This is a genomic window from Pseudomonas sp. DWP2-2 (assembly GCF_049897065.1).
GTDB classification, from domain to species: domain Bacteria; phylum Pseudomonadota; class Gammaproteobacteria; order Pseudomonadales; family Pseudomonadaceae; genus Aquipseudomonas; species Aquipseudomonas paracarnis.
On record NZ_JAFCVN010000005.1, the window covers coordinates 178,454 to 193,655 of the forward strand.

A 15,202-nucleotide genomic window follows, 5' to 3' on the forward strand; every position below is an offset into this window, starting at 1 on the left:
CGCTTCACGTCGCAGGAATAGGTGTTTAGCGGGGTGCGTATGCTAGCATACCGCCCCCGCAGGACAGACCCAAAGGGCGTTTCTGCGGTGACGGCTTTCCTGCCGTCCGGGTCAGCTTGCGCTGCTCGACTCCCTGCCAATTTTCTCCGGGATACAGGTTTACGCAGATGAGCAAGACTTCTCTCGATAAGAGCAAGATCAAGTTCCTTCTTCTGGAAGGCGTCCACCCATCGGCTGTCGACGTTCTGAAAGCCGCCGGGTACACCAGCATTGAGTACATCACCAGTTCTCTGCCGGAAGCCCAGCTCAAGGAAAAGATCGCCGACGCGCACTTTATCGGCATTCGCTCCCGCACTCAGCTGACCGAAGAGATCTTCGACCACGCCAAAAAACTCGTGGCTGTCGGCTGTTTCTGCATCGGCACCAACCAGGTCGACCTCAATGCAGCGCGCGAGCGCGGCATCGCGGTGTTCAATGCACCGTACTCCAACACCCGTTCCGTAGCGGAGCTGGTGCTGGCCGAGGCCATCCTGCTGCTGCGCGGTATCCCTGAGAAGAACGCTTCCTGCCACCGTGGCGGCTGGATCAAGAGCGCGGCCAACTCCTTCGAAATCCGCGGCAAGAAGCTGGGCATCGTCGGCTACGGCTCGATCGGCACGCAACTGTCGGTGTTGGCTGAAGGCCTGGGCATGCAGGTGTTCTTCTACGACACCCTGACCAAGCTGCCATTGGGCAACGCCACCCAAGTGGCCAGCCTGACCGAGCTGCTGGGCATGTCCGACATCGTCACCCTGCACGTTCCGGAAACGGCCGAGACCCAGTGGATGATCGGTGAGAAGGAAATCCGCGCGATCAAGAAAGGCGGGATCCTGATCAACGCCGCTCGCGGCACCGTGGTCGAGCTGGATGCCCTGGCCGACGCGATCAAGGACAAGCACCTGATCGGCGCTGCCATCGACGTGTTCCCGGTGGAGCCACGCTCCAACGATGACATCTTCGAAAGCCCGCTGCGTGGCCTGGACAACGTGATCCTGACCCCGCACATCGGCGGCTCCACCGCTGAAGCCCAAGCCAACATCGGCCTGGAAGTCTCGGAAAAACTGGTCAAGTACAGCGACAACGGTACCTCGGTATCGTCGGTCAACTTCCCGGAAGTGGCCCTGCCGGCTCACCCGGGCAAGCACCGTCTGCTGCACATCCACCAGAACATCCCTGGCGTGATGATGGAGATCAACAAGGTCTTCGCGGAAAACGGCATCAACATCTCCGGTCAGTTCCTGCAGACCAACGAGAAGGTCGGCTACGTGGTGATCGACGTCGACGCCGAGTACTCGGACCTGGCGCAAGAGAAGCTGCAGCACATCAACGGCACTATTCGTAGCCGCGTGTTGTTCTAGTAGGAGCGAGCTTGCTCGCGAAGAACGTCAACGATGACGCGTTTAAGCTGTTTAAACGCGGTGCCCTTGGGATTTTCGCGAGCAAGCTCGCTCCTACAAATAAAAACGGGAGCCCCGCAAAGGGCTCCCGTTTTTTTATTTGACGTTAACAGTGATCACTTTCGATGCAACAGTGGGCTCAAACTGGCGATGCACGTTGTCGCCGGCCACCAGTTGCAGGGTGTGCTTGCCTGGCGTCAGGGTCAGCTCGGTTTCGGTCTGCGCCTTGCCGAAGTGAATCGAGGTAGGCGTTGCCGGGATCGCCTCATTGGCGTTGAGCGACTCCACCTTCTGGTCTACCAACAGGTGGTGGTGCCCGGCGTTAGGCACTTGCTTGTCGATCGGTTCCAGGTCCAGCTTCTTGACGCCGAATTTGACGGTGAAGGTTTTATCAACGGTGGCGCCATCTTTCGGCGAGACGATGAACACTTCGGCACCTTCAGGCGCAGGCGTACGAGGAAGGTCTGCGGCACTGGCCAACATCGAGGTACCCAGCAAAAGGCTGGCAATCGTTGCACGGGACAAAAGGGCTTTCATTCGCTTCTCCAGTTTTTCTGTGAAATCTGTAGGGTTATGACAACTTCGCGATAAATTGCGGTCCAAGGCACCCGACACCATAACAAAACGTTGCTGAACGGCGCCTCGCCTGTACGAATTCTTTAGGAGTGACCATGCGCTTTTCGCCTGGCCTGTTGCTGTTGCTTCCTCTTCTGAGCCCCTTGGCTCATGCCGAACTGATTGACGACGTCAACGATCGCGGTGAACTGCGCATCGCCCTGGAAGCCGATACTCCGCCGTACAATTTCAAAGAGGGCGACAAACTCGCCGGCTTTGAAGTGGAGCTGGGTGAACTGCTGGCCAAGGAAATGGAGGTGCGCTCCTCGTTTATCACCACCGATAACGCGGACCTGCTTTCCGGCGTGGAAACCGGCAAGTACGACGTGGCCATTAACCATATGGCTATGACTGCCGAGCTTGAGGATCGTTTCGATTTCAGTGAGCCTTATCACCAGAAGCCGACATTGGCGATCCCGTTCCAGAAGGGCAACCCGGCGTTCAAGACCAGTTTGAACGGGGCGTTGAAGCGGGTTAAGGACGATGGCCGGTTGAAGGCGCTGTCGCAGAAATGGCTCAAGGCGCAATAAATGTGGGAGCTGGCTTGCCTGCGATAGCGGTGTATCAGCACCTTATGTGTAACTGGCAGACCGCTATCGCAGGCAAGCCAGCTCCCACACTTGATCTGTTTAAGCTTCTTAAAGCTGCGTGAGGGCAATCGCCGCCTGTGGCAACTCCAGCTCACTGAACACCTGCACACCATGGCGCTTGAGCAGCGCCGCCGTGACGCCTTCGCCACTGACCTTCACCCCGCTGAAGGTGCCGTCATAGGTCAACAGATTGCCGCAGGATGGGCTGTTGGCCTTGAGAATGGCGATGCGGATGTGATGGCGTTGCACCAGCGCCAAGGCTTGGCGGGCACCGTCGAGAAAGGCGCTGGTGAAGTCTTCGCCCTCGGCCGTCAGCACCTGGGCGCGGCCTTCCCACACGTCGATGCCCTGCCCGCCTGGGATTTCGGCCGAGGGCCGCGGTGTGGGCAAGCCGCCCGCCACTTCCGGGCAGATGGCAACCACGCGACCTTCAGCTTGCCACGCCGCCAGTTGATCGAACGGGCCGCTGGCCCCGCCGTCATAGCGCACCTTGTGCCCGAGCAGGCAGCGGCTGACCAGAATCTTTTCCATGTTTAAAACGGCTCGTTGCCCCGCCGGCGAAACCAGCCCGTCAAGGACAGGCGTTCGCGCGTAGCGGGCAGGACTTCGTGAGGCACCTCGCCCGACAGGAATACCACTAGGCAGCCCCCGGTGGGCACCACGTCGTATTCGACACCGCCCTTGAGGTACATGCGCAGTTGGCCGCCATGCTCGGGCAGCCAGGCGTCGTTCAAGTAGATCACCGCCGAGACCATGCGCCGGTCATCGTCGCGAAAACGGTCTACATGCTTGAGGTAAAACGCGCCCGGCGGATACATCGCGAAGTGGCTTTCGAAATCTTCCAGGCCCAGGAACAGGCTGCGATTCATCGCCAGGCGCAGGCCGTCCATCACGCCCATGTAGGTATCGCAGATAGGCGCGTCCCCCTCCTCCAACCACTGGATATGGTCACCGCGAATGCCCTCGCGAATCTCCTGGGCCGGCCCACGACCTACTGCTGCGGGCGCCAGTTCACCTTGCGCCGCACGTTTACGGCACTCAGCCGCCAGCTCCAGGGTCAGAGCCTGGGGCAGGAAGCCATTTTGCTGCGACCAGCCTTTTTCGGCCAGGTCGTCGACGATGCGTTGCAGCAGCGGGTGATCGAGGGGTATTTGCATGGCGCGCATAGTATCCATACGCCTGAAAATCCGACAGCGCCGTTGAGCGTCTGAATACACTTTAGTCAGGTGACTGATAGGACTTCTCGACAAATCCTACGCCCGACACGGACAATAGTGGCCGACTGACAGGAGTCCTTATGCGTCGTTTGTTTTTTTCTGTGTTGATGTTCTGCGTTTTGCCCGCCTGGGCAGACGGCCATGACCAGTTGTACAAGGTCGCCGGCTGGGCCGAACAACGTGCGCACTTCAATGACGCCCTCAGTGCCGCCCAGCAGCGCTACCGCAATAGCCTGCCGCCGGTGGTGTACCAGGCGCTGGTGGACAACAGCAATAAACGCTTTGCCGCCCAGGCCATGGACCAGCGTGCCGAGGCGCAACTGCGCAAGCACTTGCCCGACCCGAAACCTGCCCTGGCGTTTTTCCAGTCGCCCCTGGGCCGCAAGATCGTCGCCGCTGAGTTGCTGGCCACGCGCCGCGACCAACTGGCAAAAAACGCCCAGGGTCTGCCTAAACTTGAAGCCGATGCCACCCGCAGCCTGATCATCGGCCACTTGGCCCAGGCCCTGCCCGCCCGCGAGGCCGGCGCCGAGGTCAGCCTGGCGATTGCGGGCGTGGCGGCCGACAGCTTGAGCCAGATGATCCCAGGCCTGCTCGGCGGCGGTCAGGCGCAAGGAATGTTGAATGGCCAGCGCGAGCGGTTGATGCAGCAGATCGACAAGGATTTGAACAATACCTTGCTGTATGTCTATCGGGATTTGTCCGACCCGGAGCTGGAAGAGTTCGCCACCTTTGCCGAGTCGCCGGAGGGCAAGGCGTATTATCAGGCCGCCCTTGCAGCCATTCGCGCAGGGCTTGCCGTTGGTCAAAGCACCTCAAGCCTGACGCAGTAAACCCTGTCGGAGCTGGCTTGCCTGCGATTGCGCTGTGTCAGTGACACCGCTATCGCAGGCAAGCCAGCTCCCACATTTGGACTGCGTTATTTCAGGTGATCCGTGAGGAAGTTAAAATATGCTTCGCGAATCTGCGGAATTTCATTGGCCAAGTGATGCCGACCCCGCTTGAGCATCAACACCTCAGGCCGGTCGAACTTACCCCGCAACACCTGCAAATTGTGCTGCCAGTCCACCGTCATATCTTCCTCACCCTGCACGATCACCGGGCGCCGGGGGCTGCGTGGTGCGGCTTCGATGCGTTTGATCCAGCGCGCCAGCGACCCCACCCAGGCGGTAGGCAGCTGGCGAGGCTGTAGCGGGTCGGCTTCCAGGAACGGCTTGAACGCAGGGTCGTTGGAGTTATCGCTGAAACGCCGGGCGATGCCTTTGACGAACGGGCGCAGCAGGTAATAGCTGACCTGCGACCAACCCCAGGCACGCGGCCGCACCAACGGCGACAACAGGAAGGTCTTGCCCTGGGCCGGGCTTTGGGCGCCGTGGTTGAGCAGATGGTCCACCACGATGGCGCCGCCGGTGCTTTGCCCGAACAGGTGCCAGGGTTGCGGCAATTGCAGCGCCTTGGCCTCGACGAACAAGGCCTGCACCACGCTCTGGTACACCGCAAAGTCATCGATGCTGGCGCGTGCGCCGCTGGACAAGCCATGGCCAGGCAGGTCGCAGGCGATCACCACGAAGCCCTGGTCCAACGCCCAATCCACCACATGGCGATACAGCCCCATGTGATCGTAGAAACCGTGGAACAGGAACATCGTCGCCACTGGCGCTGGCGGCCACCAGACCTGGGCCACCACCTCGAACCCATCCACCTGCAAGCGCCCCAGGCGGCTCACCGCCGGCACCTGGCGTGCGGCCAGGTCGAGCCCGTAGAAACGCTGGTAAACCCTCGCCTCGGCTGACAGCGGTTGCGCATCCACCAGGGGGCGCAAGCTTTCGCGCAGATGATCAGGGTCAAAGGTGACGGGCATAAAGGTTTCCAGACTTGCGGTGAAGATGAATATCGAGCTGCGATATTCATCTGTCAGGACAAGCATGGCAAGCTACGCGACCTGCGAGGATACATCCAATGCGACCGCCCTACCGTAACGCCCTGTTCGCCAGCCTGATCCTGGTTATCTGCGCCGGGGTGCTGTGGGCGGCCTATGACTGGTTCCAGGGCCGCTACCTGCGCGCCTTCAGCGAACACACCGCGGTATTTTCCGGCGATGCGCTGCAACTACCCGCAGCTCTCAGCGGCCCTGGCCCGATTCGCCTGGTGCACTTCTGGGACCCGGCGTGCCCGTGCAATGTCGGTAACCAGCAACACCTGGGCGAGTTGATCGAGCAGTACGCGCCCCAAGGGGTGGAGTTCTATGCCCTGCAAAAACCCGGCAGCCACGGCCAGTTGCCCGAGAACCTGCGCCATCTGAAAGTCCTCGATGCCCTGCCCGGCGCGGACCAGATCCCCGCCAGCCCGGCCGTGGGCATTTGGGACCGCACCGGCAAGCTGGCGTATTTCGGCCCCTACAGCGAAGGCCTGACGTGCAACGCCAGCAACAGTTTTATCGAGCCAATTCTCAAGGCCCTCGGAGCCGGACGCGAAGTGAATGCCACTCACACCCTCGCGGTAGGCTGCTATTGTTCGTGGCCTAAGGATCTGTAGTCCGTCCACTTTGGTAAGGAATGTTCATGAAGCGCGTCTTGCAGGTTTTTGCGGTGCTGATTGTGCTGGTCGCCCTGGGCGTCGGTTGGTACGTCTACAGCAAACAACCCACGCGCCAGGGCACGGTGACGCTGGCGCACCTGCAAGGCTCGGTCACGGTGCGCTACGACGACCGTGGCGTACCGCATATCCGCGCCGAAAACGAAGCCGACCTGTACCGCGCCCTGGGCTATGTGCATGCCCAGGACCGCCTGTTCCAGATGGAGATCATGCGGCGCCTGGCCCGTGGTGAACTGGCCGAGGTGCTGGGGCCCAAGCTGCTGGAGACCGACAAACTGTTTCGCAGCCTGGGCATTCGCGAGCGTGCCTTGAGCTATGTGGAACACATGGACCCTGGCTCAGCCTCGTCCAAGGCCCTGCAAGCCTACCTGGACGGGATCAACCAGTATCAGGACAGCCACGCCAGCCCCATGGAATTCGATGTGCTGGGCATCGCCAAGCGCCCGTTTACCGCCGAAGACAGCATCAGCGTCGCCGGGTACATGGCCTACAGCTTTGCCGCAGCCTTTCGTACCGAGCCGGTACTGACCTACGTGCGCGACCGGCTGGGCAGCGCCTACTTGAACGTCTTCGATCTCGACTGGCAACCCAAGGGCGCCCTCAACCTGGCGGCCAGCGATTGGCAGACGCTTGGCGCCATCGCCGCCCTGAGCGAAAAGGCCCTGGCCGACAACGGCCTGCCGCAGTTCGAAGGCAGCAATGCCTGGGCCGTCAGCGGCAGCCATACCCAAAGCGGCAAACCGTTGCTGGCGGGTGACCCACATATCCGTTTCTCGGTGCCTTCGGTCTGGTACGAGGCGCAGCTGTCGGCGCCAGGCTTCGAGTTGTACGGCTACCACAACGCGCTGGTACCGGTGGCGTTCCTGGGGCACAACCTGGACTTCGGCTGGAGCCTGACCATGTTCCAGAACGACGACCTCGACCTGGTCGCCGAGAAGGTCAACCCGGACAACCCCAACCAAGTTTGGTATCACGGCCAATGGGTGGACATGAGCAGCAGCGAGCAGCAGATCCAGGTCAAGGGCCAGGCGCCGGTAACCCTCACCCTGCGCCGTTCGCCCCACGGCCCGATCATCAACGACGTGCTCGGTGAGAACGCCGGCAGCACACCGATTGCCATGTGGTGGGCGTTCCTGGACAGTGAAAACCCGATCCTCGATGGCTTCTATCAGCTCAACCGTGCCGACACCCTGGCCAAGGCACGTGCCGCAGCCGCCAAGGTGTCGGCGCCAGGCCTGAACATCGTGTGGGCCAATGCCAAAGGCGATATCGGCTGGTGGGCGGCAGCGCAGTTGCCGATCCGCCCGGCCGGCGTCAACCCGGCGTTCATCCTCGACGGTAGCACTGCCCAGGCCGACAAGCTGGGTTTCTACCCCTTCAGTGCCAACCCCCAGGAAGAAAACCCGCCGCGCGGCTATGTGGTGTCCGCCAATGCCCAGCCGGCATCGCCCACCGGCATGCCGATCCCCGGTTATTACAACTTGGCTGACCGCGGCCAGCAGTTGAACGCGCAGTTGAGCGACACAAGCGTGAAGTGGGATGTGACCAACAGCCAGGCCCTGCAACTGGGCACCACCACCGCCTACGGCCCACGCCTGCTGGCACCGCTGTTGCCGGTGCTGCGCGAGGTGGTCAAGGACCCGGCGCAACTCAAACTGGTGGAACAGCTTGCCAACTGGAAGGGTGACTACCCACTGGACTCCACCAATGCCACGCTGTTCAACCAGTTGCTCTTCAACCTCAGCGACGCAACCTTTCACCCCAAACTCGGCGATGCCTTGTTCAAGACCCTGCTCGGCACCCGCGTGATCGACGCCGCATTGCCCCGCCTGGCCGCGTCGGCAGACTCGCCCTGGTGGAACGGCAATCGGGCCGACACCGTCAAGCTCGCCTGGGACAATAGCCTGGCCCACCTCAAGGCTACGTTCGGCGATGACCCGGCACAGTGGCAGTGGGGCAAGGCGCACACCCTGACCCACGGCCACCCGCTGGGCCTGCAAAAACCGCTGGATAAAATCTTCAACGTCGGCCCGTTCCCGGCACCGGGCAGCCACGAAGTGCCGAACAACCAGACCGCCCCGATTGGCCCGGCGCCGTGGCCTGTGACCTACGGCCCGTCGACACGGCGCCTGATCGACTTCGCCGACCCGGCCCACGCCCTCACCATCAACCCGGTGGGGCAAAGCGGTGTGCCCTTTGATACGCACTATGGCGACCAGGCGCAGAGCTATATCGAGGGCAGGTATGAGCAGGCGCACTTCAGTGAGGAGGAAGTGACGGCCAATACCCGCGGCACCTTGAAACTGCTACCCGCCCGATGATCGTTCCCACGCTCCGCGTGGGAATGCAGCCATGGACGCTCCGCGTCCGCCCTTAGAAGCGGGACGCAGAGTGTCCCAAGAGGCGTTACCACGCAGAGCGTGGGAATGATCATCGGGTGTGAGCCCGCATGCGCCCTGGCGCTTGGCCGTAGGTGTCCTTGAATTTCTTGCTGAACGCCGCCTGGGATTGATAACCCACCTGGGCGGCGATATCGATCAGGCTCAGGCGTGACTGGCGCAGCAGGTTGAACGCCATCTCCATGCGCAATTGGGTGAGCAACACCCAGGGCGATACACCTGCCACTTTGACGAACGCACGCATAAAAGTCGCACGGGACATGCTGGCCGCCGACGCCAGACCATCGATGGTCCATTCATGCCCAGGTTCGGCCAGCATGGCTTGCCAGGCCTTGCTCAAGCGCTTGTCAGCGAGCAAGGCGAAGGTTCCCGCCCCTGGCGCCTGGTCGCTCAGCCAACTGCGCAGGATCAAGGTGAACAGGGCTGACGACAGCGCATTGATAAACGAACGGGCACCCACTTGCTGCCCGTCCGCTTCACTGCGCAGCAACGCTATCAACGCCGCCAGTTGCCCATCGCCTTGCCACTGGCGGCTGGACACCACCAGGTAGTCCGGCAACGCATCGAACAACAGCGATTGGCGGTTGTAGTGAAAGCTGCCACACAGCATATCCACATCCGGCTGTTCACCGCCCAAACGGTGCACGGTCAGCGCACCCCCTTCGATAACGCGAGGCTGCATCGGGCGGATCCGCGCGCCCTGGCTGCGCAGCAAGTGGGTACCGCCACCGGGCATCAGCAGGATATCGCCCTCCTCCAACGTTACATATTGCCCGCCAGACAACTCGGCGCGGCAGGTGCCGCTAAGCACGATGTGATAAGGCGCCACGCCGAGGTTTTCCGGCGCATGGTCCAACGCCCAGTCCCCTTGGAACTGGCAACGCAAATCCAGGCTGCCGCGCAGGTTGGCCAGCGCGATAAGGGTGTCGATGGCATTCATTTGCGAGCATCGGTCAAAAAAATGAGCGGATTGAACAATAGCCGTAGCCTTCAACGCTACAGACTGGCTTCACACCCAACCTGTTCAGGAGTTACCGCAATGTTCAATAACTGGTCCGACTTGCTGCCTACCGTGAAGAAAGCCTTTGGCTCACTGGGCAAGAGCAACCCGAAGATGGTCAAAGCCTACATGGCGCTGGGGGAAGCTGCCGAGGAAAACAATGTACTCGACGCCAAGACCCGTGAACTGATTTCCATCGCGGTGGCGATCACCACCCGCTGCGACGGTTGCATCGGCGTGCATGCCGATGCCGCGATCAAGGCCGGGGCAACCCGCGAAGAAGTGGCGGCCACACTGGCCACCGCGATCTCGCTGAATGCAGGCGCGGCCTACATCTACTCGTTGCGCGCCCTGGAAGCCTACGACACGCTCAAACCGGCGCCGCAAAGTTAAGCCTGAACTGTTGCGGCGTGACGCCCAGCCGGCGGTTGAACACACTGCGCATGTGCTGGGCGTCGCGAAAGCCGCATTGATAGGCCACGGTCTTAAGCGGTGCGTGGCTGCTTTCAAGCATCACCCGTGCCGCATCCACGCGCGCCCTCTCGACAAATTCCGCCGGCGTAATCCGCGCTTCACGGGCAAACACCCGGGAGAAATTGCGCGCACTCATATTGGCCGCCTTGGCCAGGTCGGCAATGGTCAAGTCTCCCGTCAGGTTGGCCAGCACGTACAGCTGCACCAGCGCCACCGCCGAGGTGGTTTCGGCATGGGGCGTGAGGAACGGGCTGAACTGCGATTGCCCGCCCGAGCGCTGGGTGAACACCACCAGGCGCTTGGCCACGCTCAGCGCCACTTCCGGGCCGTGATCCTGGGCCAGCAAGTACAACGACAGGTCGATACCTGCCGTGACCCCGGCGGAGGTGTAGAGCTTGCCGTCCTGCACATAGAGACGGTCGGCTTCGACCTGGGCCGAGGGACACAGGCGCGCCAGGCTGGCGGCATCGTTCCAATGGGTAGTGACGGTCTTGCCGTCCAGCAGACCTGCACGGGCCAGCATGAAGGCGCCATTGCAGATCGAGCCGAAGCGCTGCGCCTTCGCGGCGGCCGCGCGCAGCCAAGCGTCAAACTCGAAGCCGAAATCCTCGAAGGGTAACTGCGGGCCACCGGCGACCAGCAACAGGTCATAGGGTTGCCGGGCTTCGCTGTAGTGCTTGTGCGCCTGCAGTGACAAACCGTTGGAGGCCGCCATGGCGCCGTGGCCAAAGCCGAGTACTTCCAGCCGATAGTGATCCTCGGGCGCCAGGAAGCGGTTGGCCTCGCAGAACACATCCATCGGCCCGCTCACGTCCAGCGACTGGACACCGGGGAAGATCAGGATGGCGACGGTTTTGCCCATGGTCACAAACACCTTTTTCCAACTGGATAAATGCGCCCCCCTTGTGGGAGCTGGCTTGCCTGCGATGCAGACGACTCGGTACCTCAGGTACACCGAGGTGATGCTATCGCAGGCAAGCCAGCTCCCACAGGGGATCGCCTACATGCTTGGCACGATGTGGCGGCACATTGGCCGGGATCGCCTCCCTGTCGCAATAGCCGCTTCAGGGTCATGGGACCAGACTGAAGTCTTTCCAGAGGAGATCCACCATGAGCATCACCATAGCCGGTATTCAGATCCCTGATAGCGCCTTGGCCAGGGCCACCACCGAATACATCCGCGACGTCGAATCGGACCTGCTCTACCACCATTCGCGCCGGGTCTTCCTGTTCGGCGCCTTGAGCGGTGAGCGCAAGCAATTGGCCTACAACCCGGAGTTGCTTTACGTCGGCGCGATGTTCCATGACCTGGGCCTGGTGGAAGGCCACCGCAGTGACGACGAGCGTTTTGAAGTGGACGGCGCCAACGCCGCCGCCGCATTTCTCAAGCCCTATGGGCTGAGCGATGACGATATCGAACAAGTGTGGCTGTCCATCGCCCTGCACACCACGCCGGGTGTGCCGCAACACCTGCGCCCCACCGTAGCACTGGTAACCGCCGGGGTGGAAATGGACGTGTTGGGCATGGACTACGCCGCGTTCAGCAGCACGCAGCGCGAAGCGGTGGTGCACGCGCATCCACGAGGTGAAGGGTTCAAGGAGTGCATTATCTGCGCGTTCGCCGACGGCTTGCGCCATCGCCCGCAGACCACGTTTGGCAATGTTAAGACCGACGTGCTGGTGGACCAGGAGCCGGGGTTCAAGCCGATGAATTTTGTGCAGGTGATCCGCACGTCGCCGTGGGCTGCATAGCTAAACCCCACTGTAGGAGCGAGCTTGCTCGCGAAAAACCTGAGAGCGCCGCTGGGTGTCAGGTACCCAGCGTCATCGTTAACGTTCTTCGCGAGCAAGCTCGCTCCTACAGTGGATCGCGTCGGCAGTCAGACCGGCGCTGGCGCCCGGCGCTTGTCCGGCTGCTGCCAGCCATCCGCTGCGGCTTCTTCAATCGCTTGCTGAATAGCCTTCTTGCGATGCTCTTCGGCCCGACGGCTGAAGAACCACACCAGGAAGGTCACCAGCGACACCGCCAACAGAATCAGGCTCGCCACGGCGTTGATCTCGGGTTTAACCCCCAGACGCACCGCCGAGAACACTTCCATCGGCAAGGTGGTGGAACCGGGGCCCGACACGAAGCTGGCCAGTACCAGGTCGTCCAGCGATAGCGCGAACGACATCATGCCGCCCGCTGCCAGCGATGGCGCGATCATCGGGATGGTGATCAGGAAGAACACCTTCCACGGCCGCGCGCCCAGGTCCATCGCCGCTTCTTCGATCGACAGGTCCAGCTCACGCAAGCGCGCCGACACCACCACCGCCACATACGCCGCACAGAAGGTGGTGTGGGCGATCCAGATGGTGACGATGCCACGCTCCTGGGGCCAGCCGATCATCTGCGCCATGGCCACGAACAGCAGCAACAGCGACAGGCCGGTGATCACTTCGGGCATTACCAACGGCGCCGTCACCAAGCCACCGAACAGCGTGCGGCCCTTGAACTGGCTGATGCGCGTCAGCACGAAGGCCGCCAGAGTACCCAACGCCACCGCCGCCACCGCCGTGTAGCAGGCGATTTCCAGGGAGCGGGCCACCGAGCCCATCAACTGGGTGTTGTCCAACAGGCCCACGTACCACTTGATCGACCAACCGCCCCACACTGTCACCAGCTTGGATTCGTTGAACGAGTAGATCACCAGGATCAACATCGGCAGGTAGATGAACAACAAGCCTGCGACCAGCATGAAGCTGGAGAAACGAAAGCGCTTCATATCTTGCCCTCCAGCTCTTTGGCTTGGCTGCGGTTGAACAGGATGATCGGCACGATCAGGATCGCCAGCATCACCACCGCCAGGGCAGACGCCACCGGCCAGTCACGGTTGTTGAAGAACTCTTGCCACAACACCTTACCGATCATCAGGGTTTCCGGGCCGCCGAGCAGTTCAGGAATCACGAACTCGCCCACCACCGGGATAAACACCAGCATGCAACCGGCGATGATGCCGTTCTTGGACAGCGGCACGGTGATTTTCCAGAAGCTGTTGAAGGTGCTCGAACCGAGGTCCGAAGCGGCTTCCAGCAGGCTCTGGTCGTGCTTCACCAGGTTGGCGTACAGGGGCAGGATCATGAACGGCAGGTACGAATAGACCACGCCGATGTACACCGCGATGTTGGTGTTGAGGATCTGCAGCGGCTCGTTGATCAAGCCCATGGACATCAGGAAGCCATTGAGCAGGCCGTTGTTGCTGAGGATGCCCATCCACGCATACACCCGGATCAGGATCGCGGTCCAGGTGGGCATCATGATCAGCAGCACCAGCACGGTCTGCATCTCTTTGCGCGCGGTGGCAATGGCGTAGGCCATCGGGTAGCCGATCAGCAGGCACAGCAGCGTGCTGAAAAACGCCATCTTCAGCGAGCCCAGGTAGGCGGCGATGTACAACTCGTCGCCCGCCAGCAAGCTGTAGTTGGCCAGGTTCAGCACCACCTCCAGCTTTTGCTCAACGTAGGTATAGATCTCGGTATAGGGCGGGATCGCCACATCGGCTTCGGCAAAGCTGATTTTCAGCACGATGAAAAACGGCAGTGCGAAAAACAGGAACAGCCAGAGGAAGGGAATCCCGATGACCACCTGCTTGCCATTGGGCACGATGCGATCCAAGCGCCGCTTGAATTTCTTCATGTTCATGAGCGAAGTACCACGCCGCTGTCGTCTTCCCACCACACGTACACCTGGTCACCCCAGGTTGGGCGCTGGCCACGGCGTTCGGCGTTGGCGACGAAAGACTGCACCAGCTTGCCGCTCGGCAGCTCCACGTAGAACACCGAGTGGCCGCCCAGGTAGGCGATGTCGTGCACCTTGCCGCTGGACCAGTTGTGTTCGCAGGTCGGCATTTCGGTGGTCACCAACAGCTTTTCCGGGCGAATGGCGTAGGTCACCGACTTGTCTTCCACCGAGGTGGCGATGCCGTAGCCTACGTAGATGTCGCGGTCCAGGTCCGGGCACTTGAGCACTGCGTGGCCTTCGGCGTCGTCCACCACCTGGGTGTCGAAAATGTTGACGTTGCCGATGAACTCGCACACCAGGCGGCTGGTGGGAGTTTCGTAGATATCGATCGGGCTGCCGATCTGAGCGATCCAGCCCAGGTGCATGATCGCGATGCGTTCGGCCATGGTCATGGCCTCTTCCTGATCGTGGGTCACCATCACGCAGGTCACCCCAACGCGCTCGATGATCTCCACCAACTCAAGTTGCATCTGCGAGCGCAGCTTCTTGTCCAGTGCGCCCATCGGCTCATCGAGCAGCAGCAGCTTCGGGCGCTTGGCCAAGGAGCGGGCCAAGGCCACACGCTGGCGCTGGCCGCCGGACAATTGGTGCGGCTTGCGCTTGGCGTACTGGCTCATCTGCACCAGCTTGAGCATCTCGGCCACGCGTGCGTCGACTTCAGCCTTGGGGATCTTGTCCTGTTGCAAGCCGAAGGCGATGTTCTGCGCCACGGTCATGTGCGGGAACAAGGCGTAGGACTGGAACATCATGTTGATCGGCCGCTCGTAGGGCGGCATGTCGGTGATGTCCACACCGTCGAGGTAGATGCGACCTTCGGTTGGGCGCTCGAAACCTGCAAGCATGCGCAGCAAGGTGGATTTGCCCGAACCCGAACCGCCGAGCAAGGCGAAGATCTCGCCTTTCTTGATTTCCAGGGACACATCGTCCACGGCAATCGTCTCGTCGAACTTCTTCGTGACCCGGTCGATTTTGACCAGCACCTTTTTCGGTGTCTGGTCGCCCTCGAGGGCTTTCTTATAGGCGCCGGAGGCAACTGCCATTTACGAAACTCCCAAAAAAAACTGTGCAGCCGGCCCAATGCGGGCCAGCCTTGGA

Annotated in this window: 16 protein-coding genes; 7 read left to right on the forward strand and 9 right to left on the reverse strand. The window is 61.4% G+C overall.

All coding sequences use genetic code 11. The features are described from left to right. The first annotated feature begins 167 nt into the window (after positions 1-167). Positions 168-1,397, forward strand: coding sequence for a phosphoglycerate dehydrogenase (gene serA, locus ACP7CZ_RS13510; protein ID WP_003195214.1), 1,230 nt, complete (start codon positions 168-170; stop codon positions 1,395-1,397). Positions 1,398-1,532: 135 nt separating this feature from the next. On the opposite strand, the gene ACP7CZ_RS13515 is transcribed toward serA, so the two are convergent. Continuing rightward, a complete protein-coding gene (locus ACP7CZ_RS13515) occupies positions 1,533-1,973 on the reverse strand; it encodes a DUF4399 domain-containing protein (RefSeq protein WP_034128985.1) in 441 nt (146 codons plus the stop codon). A 134-nt stretch (positions 1,974-2,107) separates the two neighbouring features. On the opposite strand from ACP7CZ_RS13515, the gene ACP7CZ_RS13520 reads away from it, so the two are divergent. After that, positions 2,108-2,581 (forward strand): transporter substrate-binding domain-containing protein, encoded by a 474-nt coding sequence (locus ACP7CZ_RS13520; RefSeq protein ID WP_054895975.1) that lies wholly within the window; start codon positions 2,108-2,110, stop codon positions 2,579-2,581. A gap of 108 nt (positions 2,582-2,689) precedes the next feature. On the opposite strand, the gene ACP7CZ_RS13525 is transcribed toward ACP7CZ_RS13520, so the two are convergent. Both ACP7CZ_RS13525 and ACP7CZ_RS13530 read right to left on the reverse strand, forming a co-directional pair. Beyond that, positions 2,690-3,172 (reverse strand): DUF523 domain-containing protein, encoded by a 483-nt coding sequence (locus ACP7CZ_RS13525; RefSeq protein WP_034128986.1) that lies wholly within the window; start codon positions 3,170-3,172, stop codon positions 2,690-2,692. Positions 3,173-3,174: 2 nt separating this feature from the next. Next, positions 3,175-3,807, reverse strand: coding sequence for a 2OG-Fe(II) oxygenase (locus ACP7CZ_RS13530; RefSeq protein ID WP_003195222.1), 633 nt, complete (start codon positions 3,805-3,807; stop codon positions 3,175-3,177). 131 nt (positions 3,808-3,938) lie between these two features. On the opposite strand from ACP7CZ_RS13530, the gene ACP7CZ_RS13535 reads away from it, so the two are divergent. Next, positions 3,939-4,691, forward strand: a complete 753-nt coding sequence (locus tag ACP7CZ_RS13535) for a DUF2059 domain-containing protein (protein ID WP_003195224.1) — start codon at positions 3,939-3,941, stop codon at positions 4,689-4,691. 86 nt (positions 4,692-4,777) lie between these two features. Here ACP7CZ_RS13535 and ACP7CZ_RS13540 read toward each other — a convergent pair whose 3' ends face one another. Next, entirely contained in the window at positions 4,778-5,719 is a 942-nt protein-coding gene (locus ACP7CZ_RS13540; RefSeq protein ID WP_197882812.1) for an alpha/beta hydrolase, read from the reverse strand. Positions 5,720-5,817: 98 nt separating this feature from the next. Between ACP7CZ_RS13540 and ACP7CZ_RS13545 the strand changes: the two genes are divergently transcribed. Continuing rightward, the gene (locus ACP7CZ_RS13545; RefSeq protein WP_032894642.1) at positions 5,818-6,393 is read left to right on the forward strand and encodes a DUF6436 domain-containing protein; all 576 of its coding nucleotides are present in this window, start codon (positions 5,818-5,820) and stop codon (positions 6,391-6,393) included. 26 nt (positions 6,394-6,419) lie between these two features. Then, positions 6,420-8,774 (forward strand): penicillin acylase family protein, encoded by a 2,355-nt coding sequence (locus ACP7CZ_RS13550; protein WP_294195441.1) that lies wholly within the window; start codon positions 6,420-6,422, stop codon positions 8,772-8,774. Positions 8,775-8,883: 109 nt separating this feature from the next. Here ACP7CZ_RS13550 and ACP7CZ_RS13555 read toward each other — a convergent pair whose 3' ends face one another. After that, positions 8,884-9,792, reverse strand: coding sequence for an AraC family transcriptional regulator (locus ACP7CZ_RS13555; RefSeq protein WP_034128990.1), 909 nt, complete (start codon positions 9,790-9,792; stop codon positions 8,884-8,886). Positions 9,793-9,891: 99 nt separating this feature from the next. On the opposite strand from ACP7CZ_RS13555, the gene ACP7CZ_RS13560 reads away from it, so the two are divergent. Beyond that, on the forward strand, positions 9,892-10,245 hold the full coding sequence (locus ACP7CZ_RS13560) for a carboxymuconolactone decarboxylase family protein (RefSeq protein WP_034128991.1): 354 nt from the start codon (positions 9,892-9,894) through the stop codon (positions 10,243-10,245). On the opposite strand, the gene ACP7CZ_RS13565 is transcribed toward ACP7CZ_RS13560, so the two are convergent. Beyond that, positions 10,223-11,188, reverse strand: coding sequence for a GlxA family transcriptional regulator (locus tag ACP7CZ_RS13565; protein ID WP_034128992.1), 966 nt, complete (start codon positions 11,186-11,188; stop codon positions 10,223-10,225). The genes ACP7CZ_RS13560 and ACP7CZ_RS13565 overlap by 23 nt on opposite strands. Positions 11,189-11,436: 248 nt before the next feature. Here ACP7CZ_RS13565 and ACP7CZ_RS13570 point away from each other — a divergent pair, with 248 nt between their 5' ends. Beyond that, positions 11,437-12,078 carry an HD domain-containing protein gene (locus tag ACP7CZ_RS13570; protein WP_054917059.1) on the forward strand — a complete coding sequence of 214 codons (642 nt, stop codon included), beginning with the start codon at positions 11,437-11,439 and terminating at the stop codon, positions 12,076-12,078. A 128-nt stretch (positions 12,079-12,206) separates the two neighbouring features. Here the strand turns inward: ACP7CZ_RS13570 and ACP7CZ_RS13575 are convergent, their stop codons facing one another. The 3 genes from ACP7CZ_RS13575 to ACP7CZ_RS13585 are packed head-to-tail and all read right to left on the reverse strand — an operon-like array spanning position 12,207 to position 15,147. After that, positions 12,207-13,091, reverse strand: coding sequence for an ABC transporter permease subunit (locus tag ACP7CZ_RS13575; RefSeq protein WP_003195236.1), 885 nt, complete (start codon positions 13,089-13,091; stop codon positions 12,207-12,209). After that, on the reverse strand, positions 13,088-14,008 hold the full coding sequence (locus tag ACP7CZ_RS13580; RefSeq protein ID WP_003195238.1) for an ABC transporter permease subunit: 921 nt from the start codon (positions 14,006-14,008) through the stop codon (positions 13,088-13,090). The genes ACP7CZ_RS13575 and ACP7CZ_RS13580 overlap by 4 nt, the downstream gene beginning before the upstream one ends. Beyond that, positions 14,005-15,147: an ABC transporter ATP-binding protein gene (locus ACP7CZ_RS13585; protein ID WP_003195240.1), complete on the reverse strand. Its 1,143-nt coding sequence runs from the start codon at positions 15,145-15,147 to the stop codon at positions 14,005-14,007. The genes ACP7CZ_RS13580 and ACP7CZ_RS13585 overlap by 4 nt, the downstream gene beginning before the upstream one ends. Positions 15,148-15,202: the final 55 nt, after the last annotated feature.

Excerpts from the sequence above, each read along its gene's own strand:
- serA (WP_003195214.1), top strand. The coding sequence starts at position 168 with ATGAGCAAGACTTCTCTCGATAAGAGCAAGATCAAGTTCCTTCTTCTG.
- ACP7CZ_RS13515 (WP_034128985.1), bottom strand. The coding sequence starts at position 1,973 with ATGAAAGCCCTTTTGTCCCGTGCAACGATTGCCAGCCTTTTGCTGGGT.
- ACP7CZ_RS13520 (WP_054895975.1), top strand. The coding sequence starts at position 2,108 with ATGCGCTTTTCGCCTGGCCTGTTGCTGTTGCTTCCTCTTCTGAGCCCC.
- ACP7CZ_RS13525 (WP_034128986.1), bottom strand. The coding sequence starts at position 3,172 with ATGGAAAAGATTCTGGTCAGCCGCTGCCTGCTCGGGCACAAGGTGCGC.
- ACP7CZ_RS13530 (WP_003195222.1), bottom strand. The coding sequence starts at position 3,807 with ATGCGCGCCATGCAAATACCCCTCGATCACCCGCTGCTGCAACGCATC.
- ACP7CZ_RS13535 (WP_003195224.1), top strand. The coding sequence starts at position 3,939 with ATGCGTCGTTTGTTTTTTTCTGTGTTGATGTTCTGCGTTTTGCCCGCC.
- ACP7CZ_RS13540 (WP_197882812.1), bottom strand. The coding sequence starts at position 5,719 with ATGCCCGTCACCTTTGACCCTGATCATCTGCGCGAAAGCTTGCGCCCC.
- ACP7CZ_RS13545 (WP_032894642.1), top strand. The coding sequence starts at position 5,818 with ATGCGACCGCCCTACCGTAACGCCCTGTTCGCCAGCCTGATCCTGGTT.
- ACP7CZ_RS13550 (WP_294195441.1), top strand. The coding sequence starts at position 6,420 with ATGAAGCGCGTCTTGCAGGTTTTTGCGGTGCTGATTGTGCTGGTCGCC.
- ACP7CZ_RS13555 (WP_034128990.1), bottom strand. The coding sequence starts at position 9,792 with ATGAATGCCATCGACACCCTTATCGCGCTGGCCAACCTGCGCGGCAGC.
- ACP7CZ_RS13560 (WP_034128991.1), top strand. The coding sequence starts at position 9,892 with ATGTTCAATAACTGGTCCGACTTGCTGCCTACCGTGAAGAAAGCCTTT.
- ACP7CZ_RS13565 (WP_034128992.1), bottom strand. The coding sequence starts at position 11,188 with ATGGGCAAAACCGTCGCCATCCTGATCTTCCCCGGTGTCCAGTCGCTG.
- ACP7CZ_RS13570 (WP_054917059.1), top strand. The coding sequence starts at position 11,437 with ATGAGCATCACCATAGCCGGTATTCAGATCCCTGATAGCGCCTTGGCC.
- ACP7CZ_RS13575 (WP_003195236.1), bottom strand. The coding sequence starts at position 13,091 with ATGAAGCGCTTTCGTTTCTCCAGCTTCATGCTGGTCGCAGGCTTGTTG.
- ACP7CZ_RS13580 (WP_003195238.1), bottom strand. The coding sequence starts at position 14,008 with ATGAACATGAAGAAATTCAAGCGGCGCTTGGATCGCATCGTGCCCAAT.
- ACP7CZ_RS13585 (WP_003195240.1), bottom strand. The coding sequence starts at position 15,147 with ATGGCAGTTGCCTCCGGCGCCTATAAGAAAGCCCTCGAGGGCGACCAG.